Source organism: Streptomyces lydicamycinicus (assembly GCF_000829715.2).
GTDB classification, from domain to species: domain Bacteria; phylum Actinomycetota; class Actinomycetes; order Streptomycetales; family Streptomycetaceae; genus Streptomyces; species Streptomyces lydicamycinicus.
Map to the genome: position 1 here is coordinate 121,633 of NZ_BBNO01000011.1, position 22,679 is coordinate 144,311.

The 22,679-nt window shown below is 70.7% G+C and carries 19 protein-coding genes; 6 read left to right on the forward strand and 13 right to left on the reverse strand.

Annotated features, from left to right (window positions below; all coding sequences use genetic code 11):
* The first annotated feature begins 273 nt into the window (after window positions 1–273).
* From tkt to pgl, 5 genes are read left to right on the forward strand one after another with little or no spacing between them, the layout of a single operon-like run.
* Window positions 274–2,376, forward strand: coding sequence for a transketolase (gene tkt / locus TU31_RS33440; protein WP_042161701.1), 2,103 nt, complete (start codon window positions 274–276; stop codon window positions 2,374–2,376).
* Window positions 2,377–2,410: 34 nt separating this feature from the next.
* Window positions 2,411–3,529: a transaldolase gene (gene tal, locus TU31_RS33445; protein ID WP_042161703.1), complete on the forward strand. Its 1,119-nt coding sequence runs from the start codon at window positions 2,411–2,413 to the stop codon at window positions 3,527–3,529.
* 6 nt (window positions 3,530–3,535) lie between these two features.
* The gene (gene zwf, locus TU31_RS33450; protein ID WP_042161704.1) at window positions 3,536–5,068 is read left to right on the forward strand and encodes a glucose-6-phosphate dehydrogenase; all 1,533 of its coding nucleotides are present in this window, start codon (window positions 3,536–3,538) and stop codon (window positions 5,066–5,068) included.
* On the forward strand, window positions 5,065–6,108 hold the full coding sequence (gene opcA, locus TU31_RS33455; RefSeq protein ID WP_042161706.1) for a glucose-6-phosphate dehydrogenase assembly protein OpcA: 1,044 nt from the start codon (window positions 5,065–5,067) through the stop codon (window positions 6,106–6,108). Before zwf ends, opcA begins: the two co-directional genes overlap by 4 nt.
* The gene (pgl, locus tag TU31_RS33460) at window positions 6,105–6,887 is read left to right on the forward strand and encodes a 6-phosphogluconolactonase (protein WP_042161708.1); all 783 of its coding nucleotides are present in this window, start codon (window positions 6,105–6,107) and stop codon (window positions 6,885–6,887) included. The genes opcA and pgl overlap by 4 nt, the downstream gene beginning before the upstream one ends.
* Before the next feature lie 90 nt (window positions 6,888–6,977).
* Here the strand turns inward: pgl and pgi are convergent, their stop codons facing one another.
* From pgi to TU31_RS33525, 13 genes are all read right to left on the reverse strand, one after another.
* Window positions 6,978–8,630 (reverse strand): glucose-6-phosphate isomerase, encoded by a 1,653-nt coding sequence (pgi, locus tag TU31_RS33465; RefSeq protein WP_042161836.1) that lies wholly within the window; start codon window positions 8,628–8,630, stop codon window positions 6,978–6,980.
* Window positions 8,631–8,687: 57 nt separating this feature from the next.
* Window positions 8,688–9,974, reverse strand: a complete 1,287-nt coding sequence (locus tag TU31_RS33470; RefSeq protein ID WP_042161710.1) for an MFS transporter — start codon at window positions 9,972–9,974, stop codon at window positions 8,688–8,690.
* Between the two features lie 213 nt (window positions 9,975–10,187).
* Entirely contained in the window at window positions 10,188–10,523 is a 336-nt protein-coding gene (locus TU31_RS33475) for an RNA polymerase-binding protein RbpA (protein WP_016578660.1), read from the reverse strand.
* Window positions 10,524–10,678: 155 nt separating this feature from the next.
* Window positions 10,679–10,915, reverse strand: a complete 237-nt coding sequence (gene secG, locus TU31_RS33480; protein ID WP_042161713.1) for a preprotein translocase subunit SecG — start codon at window positions 10,913–10,915, stop codon at window positions 10,679–10,681.
* A 141-nt stretch (window positions 10,916–11,056) separates the two neighbouring features.
* Window positions 11,057–11,833 (reverse strand): triose-phosphate isomerase, encoded by a 777-nt coding sequence (gene tpiA / locus TU31_RS33485; protein WP_042161715.1) that lies wholly within the window; start codon window positions 11,831–11,833, stop codon window positions 11,057–11,059.
* 5 nt (window positions 11,834–11,838) lie between these two features.
* Window positions 11,839–13,041 (reverse strand): phosphoglycerate kinase, encoded by a 1,203-nt coding sequence (locus TU31_RS33490; protein ID WP_042161717.1) that lies wholly within the window; start codon window positions 13,039–13,041, stop codon window positions 11,839–11,841.
* Between the two features lie 115 nt (window positions 13,042–13,156).
* Window positions 13,157–14,161 (reverse strand): type I glyceraldehyde-3-phosphate dehydrogenase, encoded by a 1,005-nt coding sequence (gene gap / locus TU31_RS33495; RefSeq protein WP_042161719.1) that lies wholly within the window; start codon window positions 14,159–14,161, stop codon window positions 13,157–13,159.
* A 313-nt stretch (window positions 14,162–14,474) separates the two neighbouring features.
* On the reverse strand, window positions 14,475–15,464 hold the full coding sequence (whiA, locus tag TU31_RS33500; protein WP_018091880.1) for a DNA-binding protein WhiA: 990 nt from the start codon (window positions 15,462–15,464) through the stop codon (window positions 14,475–14,477).
* Window positions 15,455–16,516, reverse strand: coding sequence for a gluconeogenesis factor YvcK family protein (locus TU31_RS33505; RefSeq protein WP_042161722.1), 1,062 nt, complete (start codon window positions 16,514–16,516; stop codon window positions 15,455–15,457). The genes whiA and TU31_RS33505 overlap by 10 nt, the downstream gene beginning before the upstream one ends.
* Entirely contained in the window at window positions 16,513–17,457 is a 945-nt protein-coding gene (gene rapZ, locus TU31_RS33510; RefSeq protein WP_078886095.1) for an RNase adapter RapZ, read from the reverse strand. The genes TU31_RS33505 and rapZ overlap by 4 nt, the downstream gene beginning before the upstream one ends.
* The gene (gene uvrC / locus TU31_RS33515; protein WP_042161725.1) at window positions 17,454–19,544 is read right to left on the reverse strand and encodes an excinuclease ABC subunit UvrC; all 2,091 of its coding nucleotides are present in this window, start codon (window positions 19,542–19,544) and stop codon (window positions 17,454–17,456) included. Before uvrC ends, rapZ begins: the two co-directional genes overlap by 4 nt.
* Before the next feature lie 397 nt (window positions 19,545–19,941).
* Complete coding sequence (locus TU31_RS33520) at window positions 19,942–20,829, reverse strand: hypothetical protein (protein ID WP_042161726.1); 888 nt, start codon at window positions 20,827–20,829, stop codon at window positions 19,942–19,944.
* A gap of 4 nt (window positions 20,830–20,833) precedes the next feature.
* Window positions 20,834–21,484 (reverse strand): papain-like cysteine protease family protein, encoded by a 651-nt coding sequence (locus TU31_RS33525; protein ID WP_042161728.1) that lies wholly within the window; start codon window positions 21,482–21,484, stop codon window positions 20,834–20,836.
* Window positions 21,485–21,726: 242 nt separating this feature from the next.
* On the opposite strand from TU31_RS33525, the gene TU31_RS33530 reads away from it, so the two are divergent.
* Entirely contained in the window at window positions 21,727–22,665 is a 939-nt protein-coding gene (locus TU31_RS33530) for a hypothetical protein (protein WP_042161730.1), read from the forward strand.
* The last annotated feature ends 14 nt before the right edge of the window (window positions 22,666–22,679 follow it).

A 22,679-nucleotide genomic window follows, 5' to 3' on the forward strand; every position in this document is an offset into this window, starting at 1 on the left:
TTTCCCCGGCCGTTCGCCCGGCGTTCAGGAGGCGAACCGGACCGCTGCCCGGCAGTCTGGTCGTATGGCTCTCGCATCTGGGACCGGAATGCCAGAAGTCCTGATTTGGTTGCCCAAAGCGACGGGCCGCGGTGACCGCGCCGCACCGACTGAGCGCCGAAAACACCGACTGAGCGTCGAAAAGACGCACGCACTCGCGGGGGTAGGCTCGACACCGCCTGGCGGACATACCGTCCGCGGCATTCGACATGTGGAGAGGAGCCCTGACTCAGGGTGAGCACCAAGCCGACCACCACAGATCTCGAGTGGACCGAACTGGATCAGCGGGCAGTGGACACCGTCCGTGTCCTGGCCATGGATTCCGTGCAGAAGGTCGGTAACGGCCATCCCGGTACGGCCATGAGCCTGGCGCCGGCCGCCTACCTTCTCTTCCAGAAGCTGATGCGGCACGACCCGGCGGACGCGAACTGGACCGGCCGCGACCGGTTCGTCCTCTCCGCGGGCCACTCCAGCCTGACCCTCTACATCCAGCTCTACCTCGCCGGTTACGGCCTGGAGCTGGCCGACCTGGAGGCGTTCCGCACCTGGGGCTCGAAGACCCCGGGCCACCCCGAGTACGGCCACACCACCGGTGTGGAGACCACCACCGGCCCGCTGGGCCAGGGTGTCGCCAACGCGGTCGGCATGGCGATGGCGGCCCGCTACGAGCGCGGCCTGTTCGACCCCGACGCGGCGCAGGGCACCTCGCCCTTCGACCACACCATCTACTGCATCGCCGGTGACGGCTGCCTCCAGGAGGGCATCTCCGCCGAGGCGTCCTCCCTGGCGGGCCACCAGAAGCTCGGCAACCTCGTCCTGCTGTGGGACGACAACCACATCTCCATCGAGGGTGACACCGAGACCGCGGTCTCCGAGGACACCCTCAAGCGCTACGAGGCCTACGGCTGGCACGTCCAGCGCGTCGCGCAGCTGCCCAACGGCGACCTGGACCCGGCCGGTCTCGCCAAGGCCCTGGAGGCCGCCAAGGCCGAGACCGAGCGCCCGTCGTTCATCGCGATGCGCTCGATCATCGCCTGGCCCGCCCCGAACGCCCAGAACACCGAGGCCGCGCACGGCTCGGCGCTGGGTGACGAGGAAGTCGCGGCCACCAAGCGGGTCCTGGGCTTCGACCCGGAGAAGTCCTTCGACGTCGCCGACGAGGTGCTCGCGCACACCCGCGCCGCCCTCGACCGCGGCCGCGACGCCAAGAAGGAGTGGGAGAAGTCGTTCGCCGACTGGCGCGCCGCCAACCCGCAGCGTGCCGCGGAGTTCGACCGGATCGCGGCGGGCGAGCTGCCCGCGGGCTGGGAGGACCACCTCCCCGCGTTCGAGACCGGCAAGTCCGTGGCCACCCGCGCCGCGTCCGGCAAGGTGCTGCACGCCCTCGGCGCGGTGATTCCGGAGCTGTGGGGCGGCTCGGCCGACCTCGCGGGCTCCAACAACACCACGATCGACAAGGCCTCCTCGTTCCTCCCGGCGGACAATCCGCTGCCGGAGGCCGACCCCTACGGCCGCACGATCCACTTCGGTATCCGTGAGCACTCCATGGCCGCGGAGATGAACGGCATCGCGCTGCACGGCAACACCCGCATCTACGGCGGCACCTTCCTGGTGTTCTCCGACTACATGCGCAACGCCGTCCGGCTGTCCGCGCTGATGCACCTGCCGGTGACCTACGTGTGGACGCACGACTCCATCGGTCTGGGCGAGGACGGCCCGACCCACCAGCCCATCGAGCACCTCGCCTCGCTGCGTGCCATCCCGGGCCTGAACATCGTGCGCCCGGCCGACGCCAACGAGACCGCGATCGCCTGGCGCGAGATCCTCCGGCGCTACACCAAGGAGTACGGCGTGGGGGCCCCGCACGGCCTCGCGCTGACCCGTCAGGGCGTGCCGACGTACCCCGCCAACGAGGGCACCGCCAAGGGTGGTTACGTCCTCTTCGAGGCCACCGGCCCCGAGGGGCAGGACGCCGCGCCGCAGATCGTGCTGATCGGCACCGGTTCCGAGGTGCAGCTCGCCGTCGAGGCGCGCGAGCAGCTCCAGGCCGAGGGCATTCCCACCCGTGTGGTGTCGATGCCGTCCGTCGAGTGGTTCGACCAGCAGGACCAGGCCTACCGCGACAGTGTGCTGCCCCCGTCCGTCCGGGCGCGGGTCGCCGTCGAAGCCGGCATCGGGCTGACCTGGCACCGCTTCGTCGGTGACGCCGGGCGCATCGTCTCCCTGGAGCACTTCGGTGCCTCGGCCGACGGCAAGGTCCTCTTCCGCGAGTTCGGCTTCACCGCCGACGCGGTCGCCGCCGCCGCCCGGGAATCGCTCGAAGCCGCCGCGCGCTGACGCCCGTACACGACAAGTAGGAGATGCAGAACCCATGACAGACGCACTCAAGCGCCTCTCCGACGAAGGCGTCGCGATCTGGCTGGACGACCTGTCGCGCCAGCGCATCACGTCCGGCAACCTCGCCGAGCTGATCGACCAGCAGCATGTCGTCGGTGTCACGACCAACCCGTCGATCTTCCAGAAGGCCATCTCGGACGGCCACGGCTACGACCAGCAGGTCGCCGACCTCGCCGCCCGTAAGGTCACCGTCGAGGAAGCCATCCGCATGATCACGACGGCGGACGTCCGGGACGCCGCCGACATCCTGCGGCCGGTCTTCGACGCCACCGGGGGCCAGGACGGCCGGGTCTCCATCGAGGTCGACCCGCGCCTGGCGCACCACACCACCCCGACCATCGCCGAGGCCAAGCAGCTGGCGTGGCTGGTGGACCGCCCGAACACGCTGATCAAGATCCCGGCCACCAAGGCGGGTCTGCCGGCGATCACCGAGGTCATCGGCCTGGGCATCAGCGTCAATGTCACGCTGATCTTCTCGCTGGAGCGTTACCGCGAGGTCATGGACGCCTACCTGGCGGGCCTGGAGAAGGCCAAGGCCGCGGGCCTGGACCTGTCGCTGATCCGGTCGGTGGCGTCGTTCTTCGTGTCCCGTGTGGACTCCGAGATCGACAAGCGCCTGGAGAAGATCGGCACGGACGAGGCCAAGGGCCTCAAGGGCAAGGCCGCGCTGGCCAACGCCCGGCTCGCCTACGAGGCGTACGAGGAGGTCTTCTCCTCGGAGCGCTGGGCCGCTCTCGACAAGGCCGGCGCCAACAAGCAGCGTCCGCTGTGGGCCTCGACCGGCGTCAAGGACCCCGCGTACAAGGACACCCTGTACGTGGACGAGCTGGTCGCCCCGGGCACGGTCAACACCATGCCGGAGGCCACCCTGGAGGCCACCGGCGACCACGGTCAGATCACCGGTGACACCGTGCGCGGAAGCTACGCGGCGGCCCGGGCCGACCTGGCCGCGATCGCCGGACTCGGAGTGTCGTACGACGAGGTCGTCCAGCTCCTGGAGGACGAGGGCGTGGAGAAGTTCGAGGCGTCCTGGAACGACCTGCTCAAGTCCACGGAGGCGGAGCTCAAGCGCCTCGCTCCCTCGGAGGGCTGATCTCCCTTGACTGATTCCCACGGAGCCAACCCGCTCCGTGACGCCCTGGACCGACGGCTCCCGCGCATCGCGGGGCCGTCGGGCCTGGTCATCTTTGGCGTCACGGGCGATTTGTCCCGTAAAAAGCTGATGCCCGCCGTCTATGACCTCGCCAACCGGGGGCTGCTGCCACCGGGTTTCTCGCTCGTCGGGTTCGCCCGCCGCGAGTGGGAGCACGAGGACTTCGCGCAGGAGGTCTACGCGGCGGTCAAGGAGCACTCCCGTACGCCGTTCCGCGAGGAGGTCTGGCAGCAGCTGGTCCAGGGCTGCCGCTTCGTCCAGGGCAACTTCGACGACGACGAGGCCTTCGAGACGCTCAAGGAGACGATAAACGAGCTCGACAAGGCACAGGGCACCGGCGGCAACTTCGCCTTCTACCTGTCCGTGCCGCCGAAGTTCTTCCCCAAGGTCGTCCAGCAGCTGAAGAAGCACGGGCTGGCCGACCAGAAGGAGGACTCCTGGCGCCGCGCGGTCATCGAGAAGCCCTTCGGGCACAACCTGGAGAGCGCACAGGAGCTCAACCGGATCGTCCACGAGGTCTTCCCGCCGCACGAGGTCTTCCGGATCGACCACTACCTGGGCAAGGAGACGGTCCAGAACATCCTGGCGCTGCGGTTCGCCAACACGATGTTCGAGCCGCTGTGGAACCGCAGCTATGTCGACCACGTCCAGATCACGATGGCCGAGGACATCGGCATCGGCGGCCGGGCCGGCTACTACGACGGCATCGGCGCCGCCCGTGACGTCATCCAGAACCACCTCCTCCAGCTGCTCGCGCTGACCGCGATGGAGGAGCCCGCCTCCTTCGAGGCGGACGCGCTGGTCGCGGAGAAGACCAAGGTGCTGGGCGCGGTCCGGCTGCCCAAGGAGCTCGGCAAGGAGACCGTCCGCGGACAGTACGCGGCGGGCTGGCAGGGCGGCGAGAAGGCCGTCGGCTACCTCCAGGAAGACGGAATCGACCCCAAGTCGAAGACCGACACCTACGCCGCGATCAAGCTGTCGATCGACAACCGCCGCTGGGCGGGCGTCCCCTTCTACCTGCGCACCGGCAAGCGCCTGGGCCGTCGGGTCACCGAGATCGCGGTGGTCTTCCAACGCGCTCCGCACTCCCCCTTCGACCACACCGCCACCGAGGAGCTGGGGCAGAACGCCCTGGTCATCCGGGTGCAGCCGGACGAGGGCGTGACCGTGCGGTTCGGCTCCAAGGTGCCCGGCACCTCGATGGAGGTGCGGGATGTGTCGATGGACTTCGCGTACGGCGAGTCCTTCACGGAGTCCAGCCCCGAGGCCTACGAGCGGCTGATCCTCGATGTGCTGCTCGGCGACGCCAACCTCTTCCCGCGCCTGGAGGAGGTGGAGCAGTCCTGGCGGATCCTCGACCCGATCGAGGAGTACTGGGACAAGCACGGCAAGCCCGCGCAGTACCCGGCGGGCACCTGGGGCCCGGCCGAGGCGGACGAAATGCTCGCACGAGACGGACGGAGCTGGCGTCGGCCATGAAGATCGATCTGACGGAAACCACCTCCAGCAAGATCAACAAAGCCCTGGTGGAGGGCCGCCGGGCGGTGGGCACTCCCACCAGCGGCATGGTGCTCACCCTCGTCATCGTCACCGACGAGGAGAACGCCTATGACGCCCTGAAGGCGGCCAACGAGGCGTCCCGTGAGCACCCCTCGCGCACCCTCGTCGTCATCAAGCGGGTCAGCCGGTCGCCGCGCGACCGCGCCAAGGCCCGTCTGGACGCCGAGGTGCGGGTCGGCACGGAGGCCGGCACCGGCGAGACGGTGCTGCTGCGGCTGTACGGCGAGGTCATCGACCACGCCCAGTCCGTGGTGCTGCCGCTGCTGCTGCCGGACGCCCCGGTCGTGGTCTGGTGGGCGGTGAACGCCCCGGCGGCCCCCGCACAGGACCCGCTCGGTGCGCTGGCCCAGCGCCGGGTCACCGACGCCTACGCCGACGAGCAGCCCATTCATGAGCTGTCCGCCCGCGCGGAGACCTACACCCCGGGCGACACGGATCTGTCCTGGACCCGGATAACGCCATGGCGCTCGATGCTGGCGGCGGCGCTCGACCAGGCTCCGTGCACGGTCACCTCGGCCGAGGTGTCCGGCGAGGAGTTCAACCCCAGCTGTGAGCTGCTCGCCATGTGGCTGGCCGACCGGCTGAACGTCCCGGTCACCCGCAAGGTGTCCGACGGCCCCGGCCTGACGGCCGTCCGGATGGAGTCCAGCATCGGCGCGATCGTGCTGGACCGCCCGGACGGCTCGCTGGCCACGCTCTCGATGCACGGCCAGCCCGACCGGGCGGTGGCGCTCAAGCGGCGGGACACCGCCGAGCTGCTCGCCGAGGAGCTGCGCCGGCTCGACCCGGACGAGATCTACGCCAGGGCGCTGAAGTTCGGCGTGGACCGGCTCGGTCACGGCAACGGCGAACAGCCGGCGGACGGCCGGCAGCCGGCCGCCGGGGAGAAGGCACCGGACGGGAACGGCCCGGACAAGCCCGCGGCGAAGAAGGCCGCGAAGAAGGCGGCCGCCAAGTGAGTGCTCCGCAGGTCGTCGTGCACCGCGACAAGGAGCTGATGGCCAAGGCCGCGGCGGCCCGGCTGATCACGAAGATCGTGGACGCCCAGACCGCCCGCGGCTCCGCCTCCGTGGTCCTGACCGGCGGGCGCAACGGCAACGGGCTGCTCGCGGCCCTCGCCGAGGCGCCCGCCCGGGACGCGGTGGACTGGTCCCGGCTCGATCTGTGGTGGGGCGACGAGCGGTTCGCACCGGACGGCGATCCGGAGCGCAACCACACCCAGGCCCGGGAGGTGCTGCTGGACAGCGTCCCGCTGGACCCGGCCCGGGTGCACCCCATGCCCCCGTCGGACGGCCCGTACGGCAATGACGCCGACGCCGCCGCCGAGGCGTACGCGACCGCACTCGCCGCCGCCGCGGGCCCCGAGGACCACGGCCCGGTGCCGTCCTTCGACGTCCTGCTGCTGGGCGTCGGCCCCGACACCCATGTCGCCTCGCTTTTTCCGGAGCTGCCCGCGGTGTACGAGACGGAGCGGACGGTGGTCGGGGTGCACGGCGCGCCCAAGCCGCCGCCCACCCGTACCTCGCTGACCCTGCCCGCGATCCGTGCGGCACGGGAGGTCTGGCTGCTGGCGGCCGGCGAGGACAAGGCCAATGCCGCGGCCATCGCCCTGTCCGGTGCCGGTGAGGTCCAGGCCCCGGCGGCCGGCGCACGGGGCCGCAGCCGGACCCTGTGGCTGCTGGACGAGGCGGCGGCGTCCCAACTGCCGCGCGATCTCTACCCGCCGGCTTCGGCCTGAGGGTCACCGCAGCAAGGCCGCAGGCCCCGCACCCCCGGAGGGTGCGGGGCCTGCGTCGTCAGCGCGACGCGCCTGGGGCCACCGGGGGGATCAACGCCCCCGCAGCTCCCGGTACTTGGCGACCAGACCGGCCGTGGAAGCGTCCAGGCCCGGCACGTCGGCGCCCTCGGTCAGGGCCGGTTCGACGCGCTTGGCGAGCACCTTGCCGAGCTCCACGCCCCACTGGTCGAAGGAGTCGATGTTCCACACCGCGCCCTGGACGAACACCTTGTGCTCGTAGAGCGCGATCAACTGGCCCAGCACGGACGGGCTGAGCTCACCGGCCAGGATGGTGGTGGTGGGGCGGTTCCCCGGGAATGTCTTGTGCGGCACCAGTTCCTCGGCCACGCCCTCTGCGCGCACCTCGTCCGGCGTCTTGCCGAAGGCCAGCGCCTGGCCCTGGGCGAAGAGATTGGCCATCAGCAGGTCGTGCTGGGCGACCAGGCCCGGCTGGAGATCGGCGACCGGCTCGGCGAATCCGAGGAGATCGGCCGGGATCATCTTCGTGCCCTGGTGCAGGAGCTGGTAGTAGGCGTGCTGGCCGTTCGTGCCGGGCGTGCCCCAGACGACCGGCCCCGTCTGCCATCCGACCCGCTTGCCCTCGCGGTCCACCGACTTGCCGTTCGACTCCATGTCCAGCTGCTGGAGATAGGCGGTGAACTTGGAGAGGTAGTGGCTGTAGGGCAGCACGGCGTGTGACTGTGCGTCCCAGAAGTTGCCGTACCAGATGCCGAGCAGCCCCAGCAGCAGCGGGGCGTTCTCCTCCGGCGGGGCGGTGCGGAAGTGCTCGTCGACGAGGTGGAAGCCGGCCAGCATCTCGCGGAAGCGCTCCGGACCGATCGCGATCATCAGCGACAGGCCGATCGCGGAGTCGAAGGAGTAACGGCCGCCGACCCAGTCCCAGAACTCGAACATGTTGTCCGTGTCGATGCCGAACTCCGTCACCTTCTCGGCGTTGGTCGACAGCGCCACGAAGTGCTTGGCGACGGCCTCTCCCCCGGCGCGCAGGCCGGTCAGCAGCCAGTCGCGGGCCGAGGTGGCGTTGGTGATCGTCTCGATGGTGGTGAAGGTCTTCGAGGCGATGATGAACAGCGTCTCGGCGGGGTCCAGATCGCGGACCGCCTCGTGCAGATCGGCGCCGTCCACATTGGAGACGAAGCGGAACTGCATGTCCCGGTGGGTGTAGGCGCGCAGCGCCTCGTACGCCATCGCCGGGCCCAGGTCCGAGCCGCCGATACCGATGTTGACGACGGTCTTGATGCGCTTGCCGGTGTGGCCCTTCCAGTCGCCGGAGCGGACCCGGTCGCTGAAGGTGCCCATCCTGGTCAGGACGTGCTGCACACCGGGGACGACGTTCTCACCGTCGCTCATGACGACCGCCGAGCCGGGTGCGCGCAGCGCGGTGTGCAGCACGGACCGCTGCTCGGTGATGTTGATCTTCGCGCCGCGGAACATCGCGTCCCGCAGCTCGGCCACGCCGGCCGCCGCGGCCAGCTCGCGCAGCAGCCCCAGCGTCTCGTCGGTGACCAGGTGCTTGGAGTAGTCCAGGTGCAGATCGCCGACCTGGAGGGTGTAGCGCTCGGCGCGCTCCGGGTCGCGCTCGAACAGCTCGCGCAGATGCACCTCCGCCAGTTGCTCCCGGTGCTTGCCCAGCGCGGTCCACTCAGGCATCTGATCGAGCCTGCTGCGGCCTTCTGCGTTCATCTCGGACATCAGCCTTCTTCATCTCGTACCGGCCCCGCCATCTCCCAACCTAATTGATCAGGGCGCGGTATGAGGTATCTGTCCACCGTCGGACGAGGCGCCGTCGGGTGACTGAAGAACGGGTGTCAACGCGGCGGCCCCCAGGGCCAGCAGGGCGGCGGCCAGCAGCGCGGGGGCGTTGGGCCCGAAGGCGGTGGCGGCGGCACCGCCGCACAGCGCGCCGAGCGGTGTCCCGGCGACGGAGACCGTACGGAAGGCGGAGCTGATCCTGCCGAGCATCCCGGCCGGGCTGCGCCGCTGCACGGCCGTGGTCTCCAGGACGTTCCACACCATGCCGGCGAAGCCGAACAGGCCCAGGAGCAGCGCCGCGAGCCAGACCGAGCGCAGCGTCCCGAAGCCCACCAGGGTCACGGCCTGGAGCACTCCGCCGAGCAGCAGGGTGCGGCCCGAGCCGCCGAGCGCGGCGACCGTCCGGTCCGCGAGGAGCCCGCCCAGGACCATCCCGATGCCGTAGCCGGTGGTCACGACGACATAGCCGAAGTCCCCGGCGCCCAGCCAGCCCTTGATGACCACCACCAGGGTCGCGATCAGCGCGCCGATGCCGACATTGCCCAGCGCCACCGACACACAGAAGGCGCGCAGCACCCGGTCGCGCCACAACTTCCGTATCCCCTCGGCGATTTCGCGCCGGACGGTGCGCCCGGCGGTGGCCGGCCGCCCGGCCGGCGGGCCGGTGCGCAGGGAGGCGACGAGGGCGGCCGCGACGAGGTAGGTGGCCGCGTCGGCCAGGAACGGGAACGCGGCACCGAGCGCGATCAGCACCGGGGCCAGCGGTCCGCCGACGAACCGGCCGGCCAGCTCCTGACCGGTCATCAGCCGGGCGTTGGCGGCAGCCAGCTTCTCCTTGGGCACCACGGCGGGCAGCAGCGCCGTGGCGGCGTTGTCGAACAGCGTCTGGAGGGTGGTGAGCGCGAAGGACAGCGCGAGCAGCAGCCCGATGCCCGCCCGGTCGAGCGCCACGGCCAGGGCGAAGCCGGCCATCAGCAGCCCGCGCAGCACATCGACCGCCCACATCGCCCGCCGCTGGTCCACCCGGTCGGCGACCGCGCCGCCCAGCAGCCCGAAGAGCAGCCAGGGAACGAAGCCGCAAGCGGTGACGAGCGAGATCAGCAGCGGCGAATCGGTGAGCGCGTAGGCGAGCAGCGGCAGCGCCGTGCCGCGCAGGGCGTCACCGAAGCGGGAGACGGCGGCGGCGCCCAACAGCCGGCCGAATCCGCCGCGCGGGGCGAGCGCGCCCGCCCCTGTCGTGTGCCCCGCTCCGGTGCCCGTCCCGCTGTTCGCCATGCCGCCCCCGTCCGCTTCGTGCGCGTACGGAAAACGGTAGGGGCAGCCACTGACAGTGGCCCTCGGGCGACTTCCCCATCCGCTACCTCAGATGCGGCCCGCGGGCGTTGCGGAGCGCGCGTACGGCGGCTCGTGAGGGCGCACAGACGCGGCCGGCCCGGCCGGAAGGGGTGTGTCCTTCCGGCCGGGCCGGCCACGTCAGGTGCTGGTCCGTCAGATCTCGCCGCGGAGCTTGGCGAGTGCCTCCGCGAGGATCGCCTCACCGTCGGCGTCGCTGCGACGCTCACGGACGTAGGCGAGGTGGGTCTTGTACGGCTCGGTGCGCGGCGGGTCCGGCGGGCTGTCCCGGTCCTTGCCTGCCGGGAAACCACAGCGCGGGCAGTCCCAGGTGTCCGGAACCTGCGCATCGCCGGCGAAGCTGGGCTGCGTCTCGTGCCCGTTGGAGCACCAGAAGGAGATGCGGATGCGCGGCGCGGACTCGCCGCGCTCGGCCTCCCCCATCGGCCCCGCCCCGACCCGACTTCCTCGGATCGCGTTGCCACTTGCCACGGTCGTAACTCCCTGCGTAATGGTGCTGCACAGCCTCTCGCAGCAGCTGCGCTGCGGAACGCCCCAGTCTACGTAAGGCCCAACGCGCGTCCAGTGGCTGGAGTTACCCGTCCGAGGACGCCTCCCTCATGATAGGCCGCGCCTCCGACACTGTGTCAGTTGCTGAGCTTCATCAGGATGCCGAGCACGACGATGCAGGCGAACCACAGCAGACCGATCACGATGGTGATGCGGTCGAGGTTGCGCTCGGCGACCGAGGAGCCACCCACCGAGGACTGCATGCCGCCACCGAACATGTCGGACAGGCCGCCGCCCTTTCCCTTGTGCATGAGCACCAGCATCATCAGCAGCAGGCTGAAGACGATGAGGGCGATCGAGAACCCGATGACCACGGCTGGACCAACTCTCTAGGACTGACGGACGGACGTATGGATCACGATATACGGAACAAATGGTGCGGGGCCGGGGGCGGTGCTGCTGCACCGGTCCCGGCCCCGACAGGGTACGACGAGGGTTCCCCCTCGTCATAGCTGCTACTGGTCGCGGAAACGGACGATCTTCACGAACTCGTCCGCGTCCAGCGCCGCGCCGCCGATCAGCGCGCCGTCGACGTCGGGCTGCGCCATGATCGCCGCGACATTGCCGGACTTGACCGAGCCGCCGTACTGGATACGGACCTTGTCAGCCAGCTCCTGGCTGTAGAGCTCGGCGAGACGGCCGCGGATCGCACCGCAGACCTCCTGCGCGTCCTCGGGGGTGGCGACCTCACCGGTGCCGATGGCCCACACCGGCTCGTAGGCGATCACGATGGTCTCGGCCTGCTCGGCCGGGACGTCCGCCAGACCGCCGTCGACCTGGGCGAGGGTGTGCGCGACCTGGTTGCCGGCCTTGCGCACGTCCAGGCCCTCACCGACACACAGGATCGGGGTGATGCCGTTGCGGAAGGCGGCCTTGACCTTGGCGTTGCAGATCTCTTCGTTCTCGCCGTGGTACTGGCGGCGCTCGCTGTGGCCGATGGCCACGTACGCGCACTTGAGCTTGGCGAGCATCGGGCCCGAGATCTCACCGGTGTAGGCGCCGGAGTCGTGCGCGGAGAGATCCTGGGCGCCGTACTTGATCTTGAGCTTGTCGCCGTCGACCAGCGTCTGCACCGACCGCAGATCGGTGAAGGGCGGCAGGACCGCGACCTCGACGGCGTCGAAGTCCTTGTCGGCGAGGGCGAAGGCGAGCTTCTGGACGTGGGCGATGGCCTCGAGGTGGTTGAGGTTCATCTTCCAGTTGCCCGCCATCAGCGGGGTACGGTCAGTCACGTTGTTCAGTCCTCCAGAGCGGCGAGGCCGGGGAGCGTCTTGCCTTCGAGGTATTCGAGGCTGGCGCCGCCGCCGGTCGAAATATGGCCGAATGCATTCTCGTCGAAGCCCAGCAGGCGCACCGCGGCGGCCGAGTCACCGCCGCCGACGACGGTGAAGGCGTCCGAGTCGAGCAGCCCCTGCGCGACGGCCTTGGTGCCACCGGCGTAGTCGGGGTGCTCGAAGACGCCCATCGGGCCGTTCCAGAAGACGGTGCCCGCGTCGGCGAGCTTCGCGGCGTACAGCTCGCGGGTCTTCGGGCCGATGTCCAGGCCCTCCTGGTCGGCCGGGATGGCGTCCGCGGCGACGGTCCCGGGGTGCGCCGGCGCCTTGGTCTTCAGGTCCGGGAATTCGGCGGAGACCAGCACATCGACGGGGAGCACGAACTCCACACCGCGCTTCTCGGCCCGGGCCAGGTACTCCAGGCAGGCCGGAACCTGGTCCTCCTGGAGCAGCGAGATGCCTACCTCGTGGCCCTTGGCCTTGAGGAAGGTGTAGGCCATTCCGCCGCCGACCAGGATGCGGTCGGCCTTCTCGATCAGCTGGTCGATGACGGCCAGCTTGTCGGAGACCTTGGCACCGCCCAGCGCGACGACGTAGGGGCGCTTGACGTCCTCGGTGAGCTTCTTCAGGACGCCGACCTCGGTGGCGATCAGGTCGCCGGCGGCGTGCGGAAGGCGCTTGGGCAGGTCGTACACGGAGGCGTGCTTGCGGTGCACGGCGCCGAAGCCGTCGCCCACGTACAGGTCGGCGAGGGCGGCGAGCTGGTCGGCGAAGGCGCCGCGCTCGGCATCGTCCTTGCTGGTCTCGCCGGCATTGAAGCGGAGGTTCTCCAGCACGGCCACCTGGCCGTCGGCCAGGCCCGCGACCACGGACCGGGCGGACTCGCCGACCGTGTCCGTCGCGAACGCCACGTCCTGCCCGAGGATCTCACCCAGCCGCGCGGCGGCCGGGGCCAGCGAGAAGGCCGGGTCCGGGGCGCCCTTGGGACGGCCCAGGTGGGAGGCGACGATCACCTTGGCGCCGCGCTCGACGAGCTTGGCGATCGTCGGGGCGACGGCACGGATCCGGCCGTCGTCGGTGATGGTGGTGCCGTCCAGCGGCACGTTCAGGTCGGCGCGGACAAAGACGCGCTGTCCGGCGACCTGGAGGTCGTCGATCGTCTTCATGAGAAGTGACTCCGTGTTTGCGTAGCTCGGCCATGGGACGGGGCCCGTACGACGCTTCTTCGCGTCATACGAGCCCCGTTCCTCACATCTCGGTGCCTCGGGCGTCAGCCGGCGATCAGAGCTGGCCGCCGACGAAGGTGGTCAGGTCCACCAGGCGGTTGGAGTAACCCCACTCGTTGTCGTACCAGCCGACGACCTTGACCTGCTTGCCCTGGGACATGGTCAGCGAGGAGTCGAAGGTACACGAGGCCGGGAAGTTCACGATGTCCGAGGAGACGATCGGGTCCTCGGTGTACTCCAGGATGCCCTTGAGCTGGCCCTCGGCGGCCTTCTGGAAGGCGGCGTTGATCTCGTCCTTGCTGACCTCGCGGTCGAGCTCCAGGACCAGGTCGGTGACCGAGCCGGTGGGGACCGGGACGCGCATGGCGATGCCGTCCAGCTTGCCCTTGAGCTGCGGGAGGACCAGGGCGGTGGCCTTGGCGGCACCGGTCGAGGTCGGGATGATGTTCTCCGCGGCGGCCCGGGCGCGACGCAGGTCGCTGTGCGGGAAGTCCAGGATGCGCTGGTCGTTGGTGTACGCGTGGACCGTCGTCATCAGGCCCTTGACGATGCCGAAGTTCTCGTCGAGAACCTTCGCCATCGGCGCCACACAGTTGGTGGTGCAGGAGGCGTTGGAGATGACGTGGTGCTTGGCCGCGTCGTACTTGTCGTTGTTGACGCCCATCACGATCGTGATGTCCTCGTCCTTGGCGGGCGCGGAGATCAGGACCTTCTTGGCGCCGGCCTGGATGTGCTTCTCGGCGTCGGCCTTCTTGGTGAAGATGCCGGTCGACTCGATGACGATGTCGGCGCCGAGCTCCGCCCAGGGGAGGTTCGCCGGGTCGCGCTCGGCCATCGTCTTGAAGGTCTGGTTGCCGACCGTGATGGTGTCGTCGGTGTGGCTGACGTCCTGCTTGAGGCGACCCAGGATGGTGTCGTACTTCAGCAGGTGAACCAGGGTGGCGTTGTCGGTCAGGTCGTTGACACCGACGATCTCGATGTCCGCACCCTGCTCCAGGAGCGCGCGGAAGTAGTTGCGACCAATGCGGCCGAATCCGTTGATGCCTACGCGGATCGTCACGAACCGATCTCCTCGTTAGGTACGCCGATGGGTTACCGGCGAGCTGTATGGGCTGTCCCCGACCGCCTCCGACCCTACCCCCAATAAGAGACGTACGTGACATTGACAAACGGGCCTTCGTACCCTCAAACGAGCAGCTACAGAAGGGCTCCTGGCCCCTCAAACGAGCGAGCCCAGAAGCGCTCCCGACCCCTCAAACGAGCGGTTTGAACTGCCCTCGTGCGCGCCTGCCCGCGCCTCCCCCGACGTCACCGTTTCGGAAGTGACGCGGGGGGCGCGAGGGGACGCCGGGCGGGGTGCGAGGCACCGGTCGTCAGCCGACCATGCCCTCGGCGAGTTCCTCGGTGAGGTTGGACTCGGTGCCGGGGATGCCCAGGTCCTGGGCCCGCTTGTCGGCCATCGCCAGCAGCCGGCGGATCCGGCCGGCGACCGCGTCCTTGGTCAGCGGCGGGTCGGCGAGGGCGCCCAGCTCCTCCAGCGAGGCCTGCTTGTGCTCCATGCGCAGCCGGCCGGCCGCCGCGAGGTGCTCGGGGACCTCCTCGCCGAGGATCTCCAGGGCCCGCTGGACCCGGGCGCCCGCGGCGACCGCGGCGCGCGCCGAGCGGCGGAGGTTGGCGTCGTCGAAGTTGGCGAGGCGGTTGGCGGTGGCGCGGACCTCGCGGCGCATCCGCCGCTCCTCCCACGCGAGCACCGACTCATGGGCGCCGAGCCGCGTCAGCAGGGCACCGATCGCGTCACCGTCCCGGACCACCACGCGGTCCACCCCGCGCACCTCACGGGCCTTGGCGCCGATGCCGAGCCGGCGGGCGGCACCGACCAGGGCGAGCGCCGCCTCGGGCCCGGGGCAGGTGACCTCCAGCGACGAGGAGCGGCCCGGCTCGGTCAGCGAGCCGTGGGCCAGGAAGGCGCCGCGCCAGGCCGCCTCGGCGTCGCAGGTCGCGCCGGAGACCACCTGTGGGGGCAGCCCGCGGATGGGGCGGCCGCGGCCGTCCACCAGGCCGGTCTGGCGCGCCAGCTGGTCTCCGCCGGCCACCACCCGTACGACATAGCGGCTGCCGCGCCGCAGGCCGCCGGGGGCCATCACCACCAGGTCGGAGCTGTGCCCGAAGATCTCCAGGATGTCCTTGCGCAGCCGGCGGGCGGCGATGCCCGTGTCCAGCTCCGCCTCGATCACGATGCGTCCGCTGACCAGGTGCAGACCGCCCGCGAACCGCAGGATCGACGAGACCTCCGACTTCCGGCAGCAGGTCCGGGTGACGGGGAGCCGGGAGATTTCATCCTTCACCGCTGCCGTCATCGCCATGGGCCGATCCTTCCATGCATCCGAAAAATACGGTCGTACGCGGCTGCCAGCAGCTCCGGGTCGTGCCGGTCGGGGGCTCCCCCGGCGCTCGACCGGGCGTCGTCTCCTTGTGCGGCGACCGCCGCCAGCTCGACCTCGCTGCCGACCAGCTGCTTCGCGGCAACCGTCAGACCTTCGATGTCGGGCACGGCGGCCTTGTCGGCCAGCACCACGTCGAAGGCGAGTTTAGGGGCGTGTCGGGCCAAAACCTCCAAATGACGCTGCGGGGAGAAGCCATCGGTTTCGCCCGGTTGGGGCGCAAGGTTGAGCGAAAGGACCTTTCGGGCCTTGGTCTCCTCCAGCGCCTCCCGCAGCTCCGGCACCAGCAGATGCGGGATCACGGAGGAGAACCAGGAGCCGGGTCCGAGCACCACCCAGTCGGCGTCCCGCACCGCGGCGACGGCCTCCGGGACGGCCGGCGGGTCCTCGGGGACCACATGGACGGACTGCACCTCGCCGCGGGTGAGCGCGACGGTGGCCTGGCCGCGGACCGTCGTGATCGCGTCCGGACGGTCCTCTTCATGGCCCCTGACCTGGGCCTGGAGCTCCAGCGGCACCGCCGACATGGGGAGCACCCGGCCGTGCGCGCCGAGCAGCTTGCCGACCAGGTCGAGCGCCTGGACATGGTCGCCGAGCTGCTCCCACAGGGCGACGATCAGCAGATTGCCGACCGCGTGGTCATGCAGCTCGCCCTCGCTCTGGAAGCGGTGCTGGATCACCCGGGACCAGGTCTGGCCCCAGTCGTCGTCACCGCACAGCGCGGCCAGCGCCTTGCGCAGATCGCCGGGCGGCAGCACACCGAGCTCGTCGCGGAGCCGGCCGCTGGAGCCGCCGTCGTCGGCGACCGTGACGACGGCGGTGAGATCTCCGGTGATCCGGCGCAGCGCGGTCAGCGAGGCGGACAGGCCCATGCCGCCGCCCAGGGCCACCACCTTGGGCGTGGCCCCCTTCGTCATACGGCCGCTGGGGACGAACCGCCGGACCCGGCGCAGCCGTGGTGTACGCCCGCTCACTCGCGCCCCATGTCCCGGTGGACGACGACGGTTTCCACCCCTTCGGACACCAGGCGGTGGGCGAGCTTCTCGGACATCGCGACGCTGCGGTGCTTGCCGCCCGTACAGCCCACGGCGATGGTCACATAGCGCTTGCCCTCCCGGCGGTAGCCCTCGGCGACGATCCGCAGCAGCTCGGCGTAGCCGTCCAGGAACTCCTTGGAGCCGGGCTGGCTGAAGACGTAGTTGGAGACCTCGTCGTTGAGACCGGTGAAGGGGCGCAGCTCGGGGACCCAGTGCGGGTTCGGGATGAAGCGGCAGTCGATGACCATGTCGGCGTCGACCGGGAGGCCGTACTTGAAGCCGAAGGACATGACCGTGGCGCGCAGCTCGGGGACCTCCTCGCCGGCGAACTGGGCGTCCATCTTGGCGCGCAGTTCGTGGACATTGAGGCTGGAGGTGTCGATGACCAGGTCGGAGTCGCCGCGCAGCTCGCGCAGCAGATCGCGTTCGGCGGCGATGCCGTCGACGATCCGGCCGTCGCCCTGGAGGGGGTGCGGGCGGCGCACGGACTCGAAGCGGCGCACCAGGGCCTCGTCGGAGGACTCCAGGAAGACGATGCGGCGCTTGACGTTCTGCGCGTCGAGGGTGGCCAGCGATTCCTTGAGGTTGGCGAAGAAGCGGCGGCCGCGGACGTCGACGACGACCGCGATCCGGGCGACATTGCCCTGCGAGCGGGCGCCCAGCTCGACCATCGGGGCGATCAGCTCGGGCGGAATGTTGTCGACGACGAACCAGCCGAGGTCCTCCAGGCACTTCGCGGCCGTGCTGCGGCCGGCGCCGGACATCCCGGAGATGATCACCAACTCGGGGATCGCGGCGCTCTCGCCCTGGTCGGTCGTGCCCGTACTCACCTGTGCACCGTCTCTCTCGGTTTCCTGCGCTTCGTGCGGTGTACTCATCGGTCCTGCCCCCGTTCTGCTGACAACGCGGCCGGTGGGGCCCCGTCATCCTCAATGATCTCTCCTGTGGCGGTGTTCACCGCGGGGGCGGACGGCGCCGCCCCGGCCAGCGCCGCGGCGACCGTCTCCGCTGTCTTGCGGCCGACGCCCGGAACCTCGCAGATCTCGTCGATCGTCGCGGCCCGCAGCTTCTTCAGCGAGCCGAAGTGCTTGAGCAGCGCCTGGCGGCGGGTGTCGCCCAGTCCGGCGACGGCGTCCAGCGGCGAGGACTTCAGCCGCTTGGTGCGCTTGCTGCGCTGGTAGGCGATGGCGAAGCGGTGAGCCTCGTCCCGGACGCGCTGGAGGAGGTAGAGGCCCTCGCTGCTGCGCGGCAGCACCACCGGGTCGTCGTCCTCGGGCAGCCAGACCTCTTCGAGGCGCTTGGCCAGGCCGCAGACCGCGACATCGTCGATACCGAGCTCGTCCAGGGCCCGGCGGGCGGCCGCGACCTGCGGGGCACCGCCGTCGACGACCACGAGCTGGGGCGGGTAGGCGAAGCGCTTGGGGCGGCCGTCCTCGTCGGTCGGGCGGCCGGCCATGGGGTCCGGCTCGGGATCGTCCGGTCCGGCGGCGACGGTCGAGGCGGTGGCGCCGTTGTCGTCGACGCGGACGTCGTCGGTCGGCTCCTCCGTCCACTCGCCGGCCTTCTGCTTCTCCTGGAGATAGCGCTTGAAGCGGCGGCCGATGACCTCGTGCATGGACCGGACATCGTCCTGGCCCTGGAAGGTCTTGATCTGGAAGCGGCGGTATTCGCTCTTCCGGGCGAGACCGTCCTCGAACACCACCATCGAGGCGACGACGTCATCGCCCTGGAGGTGGGAGATGTCGAAGCACTCGATACGCAGCGGCACCGAATCCAGGCCGAGGGCCTCGGCGATCTCCTCCAGGGCACGGGAGCGGGTGGTCAGGTCGGAGGCGCGCTTGGTCTTGTGCAGCGCCAGGGCCTGCTGGGCGTTGCGGGCGACCGTGGCCATCAGGTCCTTCTTGTCGCCGCGCTGCGGGATGCGCAGCGAGACCTGGGAGCCGCGGCGCCCGGTCAGCCACTGGGCGATCGGGTCGACGGGCTCAGGGAGCGCCGGGACCAGGACCTCCTTGGGGACGGCGTCGCCCCGCTCCTCGCCGTACAGCTGCTGGAGGGCGTGCTCGACCAGATCGCCGGTGGTGACCGCCTCGACCTTGTCGGTGACCCAGCCGCGCTGGCCGCGCACCCGCCCGCCGCGGACGTGGAAGATCTGGACGGCGGCTTCCAGCTCGTCCTCGGCGACGGCGATCAGATCGGCGTCGGTGGCGTCGGCGAGCACCACGGCGCTCTTCTCCATCGCCCGCTTGAGCGCCCCTATGTCGTCACGCAGCCGGGCGGCGCGCTCGTACTCCATCTCCTCCGCCGCTTCCTGCATCCCACGCTCCAGACGGCGGATGTAGGCACCGGTGCGGCCGGCCATGAAGTCGCAGAATTCCTCGGCAAGTTCATGGTGTTCCTCGGCGGAGATCCGGCCGACACAGGGGGCCGCGCACTTGCCGATGTAGCCGAGCAGGCAGGGGCGGCCGATCTGGGCGGAACGCTTGAAGACACCGGCGGAGCAGGTCCGTACGGGGAAGACGCGGAGCATCAGGTCGACGGTCTCGCGGATGGCCCAGGCATGCCCGTACGGACCGAAGTAGCGCACGCCCTTCTTCTTGGCGCCACGCATGACCTGGACGCGCGGGAACTCCTCGTTGAGGGTCACCGCGAGATACGGATAGCTCTTGTCGTCGCGGTACTTGACGTTGAAGCGGGGGTCGAACTCCTTGATCCAGGTGTATTCGAGCTGGAGCGCCTCGACCTCGGTGGTGACAACGGTCCACTCCACGGAGGCGGCGGTGGTGACCATCGTGCGGGTACGCGGATGGAGGCCGGCCAGGTCCTGGAAGTAGTTGGCCAGCCGCTGGCGCAGGCTCTTCGCCTTGCCGACGTAGATGACCCGGCCGTGCTCGTCGCGGAACTTATAGACCCCCGGCGAGTCGGGGATCTGTCCCGGCTTGGGTCGATAGCTGCTGGGGTCTGCCATGCACACCACCCTACTGACCGCCACCGACAATCACGGCCGGGACCGGCTGCGTTCCTGGCCGGGGAGGTGGGGGTGTGGTCGGTGCCCGGCCGCCTTGGGGCATTGGCTGCGTGGGGCGGGGCGCAGGCTGCTCGTGGGGTCGGGGGGCGGTGCGCGCGGCGGGGTGCCGGCGGGGCGGACGGGGCGGTGGGTGGAGCGGGTGCGGGGAGCGGGTGCGGGGCGGGTTCGCGGAGCGCGTTCGCGTGGCGGCTCCCCCCCCACCCCCGAACCCACCCCCCGCCCCCTCCCCCCGAAGGGGGAGGAGGGGGAGGGGGCGGGGGAAGCGTCTGCCCGCCGTACGGACGGCATGCGGCGGGCAGACGCGCCCCGTCAGCCGCTGCGGCGCGGGCGCGCCCGTTCAGCCGCTGCGGCGCCGGCGCAGGGCCGCCGCGGCGGACAGTCCCAGGGCCAGCAGGGCGGCGGCGCCCGCCACCGTCGTTGCCGCGGTCACCGGCAGGCTGTCGTCCGTGAACGCGCCCGCCGTGACGGGCTGCTGGGCCGGCGCCGCCTGGGCCCGGGTCTCCTCGCCGCCGGCCGCGGCCTTCGGCCCGTAGCCGCCGGCCTCACCGCGCCGGTCGTACGCGGAGCCCGGCAGCTTGTCCCCGTAGGCCTTCGCCACCCGCTTCCGGTACGCGGCGACGGTGGTGCCGTGTGCCCCGACGGCCTTGCGGGCGTCGGCGTCCAGCGGCTCGATCCGGTCGCCGCGCTGCACGTACCAGGCGTCGATCTGCGGCTCGTGGAAGACCGTGCCGCCCTTGGCCCGCGCGGCCCCGGCCGCGGTGTAGCGGGTCTCGTCGTCGCCGTCGGCGATGTTGACGACCTTCCAGGCGGCGCCCTGCCGCACGGTCCATACGGAAGCCGTGCGGCCGTCGGCGGCGACCGCCTTGCTGGCGAGGAACTCCAGGCGGGCGACGGGGGCCGCGGTCCTGCCGCGTACGAAGTCCGGTGACAGGAGGTAGACGGGGACGGTGCCGCCCTCGATGCGCGGGGTGCCCGGTGCCGCGGGAGCCATGGCCGGTGCGCCACCGCGCTTGCGGTCGGCGGCGAAGAACCGGGCGAGGGTGTCCAGCGTGGCGGGGGCGGCGGCCGCTTCGTGGGCGGCGGCGACGCTCGCGCGGGCCGGGGCCTGGGGCGTGGGGACGGGGGCGGCCACGGCGGTCTGCGGGGCGAGGCCGAGGAGGGTGGTCGCGAACGCTCCTGTGGCGACGGCGCGGAGGGTGGTGCGGACGGCGGTGCGCTTCGTCATGGCCTCAGGCTCCTATCCGGTAGAGGGAGTGCGTCCAGGAGAAGGAGCTTCCGTTCACGTAGTAGTCGAAATCGCCCCAGTTGTAGCGGGAGTTGGTCGCCCAGGGATCACCCCAGTAAATCCAGTTTCGATCTGTGTCATAGCCATAGACCACATGCATATGGCCGCCACCGGAGGACCACTGGATGCGGGTCTCGACCGGCCGGTTGGCGTCGATCTCGCTCTGCACGGTGCCGAGGCGCAGCCAACCGGTCACATAGGAGCCGGAGTTGATGCCCATCCAGTTGAGGGCGGTCTGCACATTGCCGAGGGTGGCCTGGTCGTTGGGGCAGGTGCTGCCCTGCTGGCGGTTGAAGGCGGCGTTGCAGAACTGGTTCTGGCTGTAGTTCCTGCCGAACCAGGTCGCGATGGTGTTGCCGGAGGCGGCCCAGCACCAGTTGGTGTTCTCCTGGGCCTGCATGGCGATGTCGAGGCGGTTGGCGGCGAAGCGCGGTGCGGTGGCCGCCTCCGCGGAGGCGGGAGCGTGCGCCGGGGGCGTGAGGGGCGTGGCCGAGGCGGCGGTCGCGCCCGTGAGCAGGGATAGTGCAGCGGTCGTGAGCGCTGCGGCCGACAGCCATCTGCGGCGGGAACGGCGTGCGTGGGGTGCACGTGTCATGGCGTTCCTCCCGAACATGGGGGGTGAGGGGGTGAGAGGAGCGCATCCGGATGCTGCTGAGGAGCATCAGGTGTTGTCGCAGGCAGGTCAACACGCTTCAATGCGGAAGGACATGGGGGTGTGGACGGACGGGCCCGGATGTGAACGGCCGGTGCCCGGCGTACTGCGGTGAACGGACAGGCAGAGTGTGCAGCGCGCGATCCGGTTGTGAACGTTCACCCGCGCGCTGGAGGAGCGAGGCAATGGCACAGAACACTCCGCAGTCGGCCGAGCTGGCGCAGCTGCTCCGGACCGGTCCGTTCCATCTCGCGCTCCGCTCGGCGCTCACCGTGCGCGGCCTCGCCCTCACCCGCGTCCAGCACAAGCTCGCCCAGCGTGGCATCACCATCGGCGTGACCAGTCTGAGCTACTGGCAGCAGGGCGCCCGGCGGCCGCAGCGCCCCGAGTCGCTGCGGGCGGTGCGCGCCCTGGAGGAGGTGCTGGACCTGCCCGCGCACTCGCTGCACCGGCTGCTGGTGCCGGAGGGCAGCGCCCGCCCGGAGGCCGAGCGGCCGCTCGCCCGCTCGTACCGCTCCCTGGTGGCGCCCGCCGCCGCGCTACAGCAGCTGTTCGCCGAGCTGGAGACGCCCGTGGACGGCGGGCTGCACACCGTGGGCCATCACGAGCGGGTCGCCATCGGCCCCGGGCGTGAGCTCCTCGCCCGCGAATCGCTCCAGGTGGTCCGGGCCCACCGGGACGGCGTGGACCGCTATGTCGCCATCCATCGGGGCGAGGCGGGCTGCGAGACGTCCGGGGTGCGGGTGCGGGCCGCGGAGAACTGCCGGCTGGGCCGGGTCCGCGGGCACTCCGAGACCGGGGTGGTGGTCGCCGAGCTGCTCTTCGACGCCCGGCTGCGGGCCGGTGACACCCATGTCTTCGGTTACGTCTTCGAGGACGGCAGCGGCGCTCCGAGCACCGAGTATCTGCGCGGCTTCACCTTCGCCGGCGGCCAGTACGTTCTCCAGGTGCGCTTCGACGAGGCGGCGCTGCCGGTGCGCTGCCGCCGCTTCGCCCAGACCTCCGCGGGAGCCCCGCGCAGCGGTCAGCAGGAGCTGACGCTCAGCGGACGGCACCGCGCCGTGCACCTCGTGGAGCAGGGGGTCCGGCCCGGGATACTGGGCATCGCCTGGGACTGGGGGTGAGCCCCGCGGGTCCG

Bases quoted from the DNA above. Each gene is read 5' to 3' on its own strand.
- TU31_RS33530 (WP_042161730.1), top strand. From the start codon at position 21,727: ATGGCACAGAACACTCCGCAGTCGGCCGAGCTGGCGCAGCTGCTCCGG.
- opcA (WP_042161706.1), top strand. From the start codon at position 5,065: ATGAAGATCGATCTGACGGAAACCACCTCCAGCAAGATCAACAAAGCC.
- TU31_RS33490 (WP_042161717.1), bottom strand. From the start codon at position 13,041: ATGAAGACGATCGACGACCTCCAGGTCGCCGGACAGCGCGTCTTTGTC.
- rapZ (WP_078886095.1), bottom strand. From the start codon at position 17,457: ATGAGTACACCGCACGAAGCGCAGGAAACCGAGAGAGACGGTGCACAG.
- tal (WP_042161703.1), top strand. From the start codon at position 2,411: ATGACAGACGCACTCAAGCGCCTCTCCGACGAAGGCGTCGCGATCTGG.
- TU31_RS33470 (WP_042161710.1), bottom strand. From the start codon at position 9,974: ATGGCGAACAGCGGGACGGGCACCGGAGCGGGGCACACGACAGGGGCG.
- whiA (WP_018091880.1), bottom strand. From the start codon at position 15,464: ATGGCGATGACGGCAGCGGTGAAGGATGAAATCTCCCGGCTCCCCGTC.
- uvrC (WP_042161725.1), bottom strand. From the start codon at position 19,544: ATGGCAGACCCCAGCAGCTATCGACCCAAGCCGGGACAGATCCCCGAC.
- pgi (WP_042161836.1), bottom strand. From the start codon at position 8,630: ATGAACGCAGAAGGCCGCAGCAGGCTCGATCAGATGCCTGAGTGGACC.
- TU31_RS33525 (WP_042161728.1), bottom strand. From the start codon at position 21,484: ATGACACGTGCACCCCACGCACGCCGTTCCCGCCGCAGATGGCTGTCG.
- TU31_RS33520 (WP_042161726.1), bottom strand. From the start codon at position 20,829: ATGACGAAGCGCACCGCCGTCCGCACCACCCTCCGCGCCGTCGCCACA.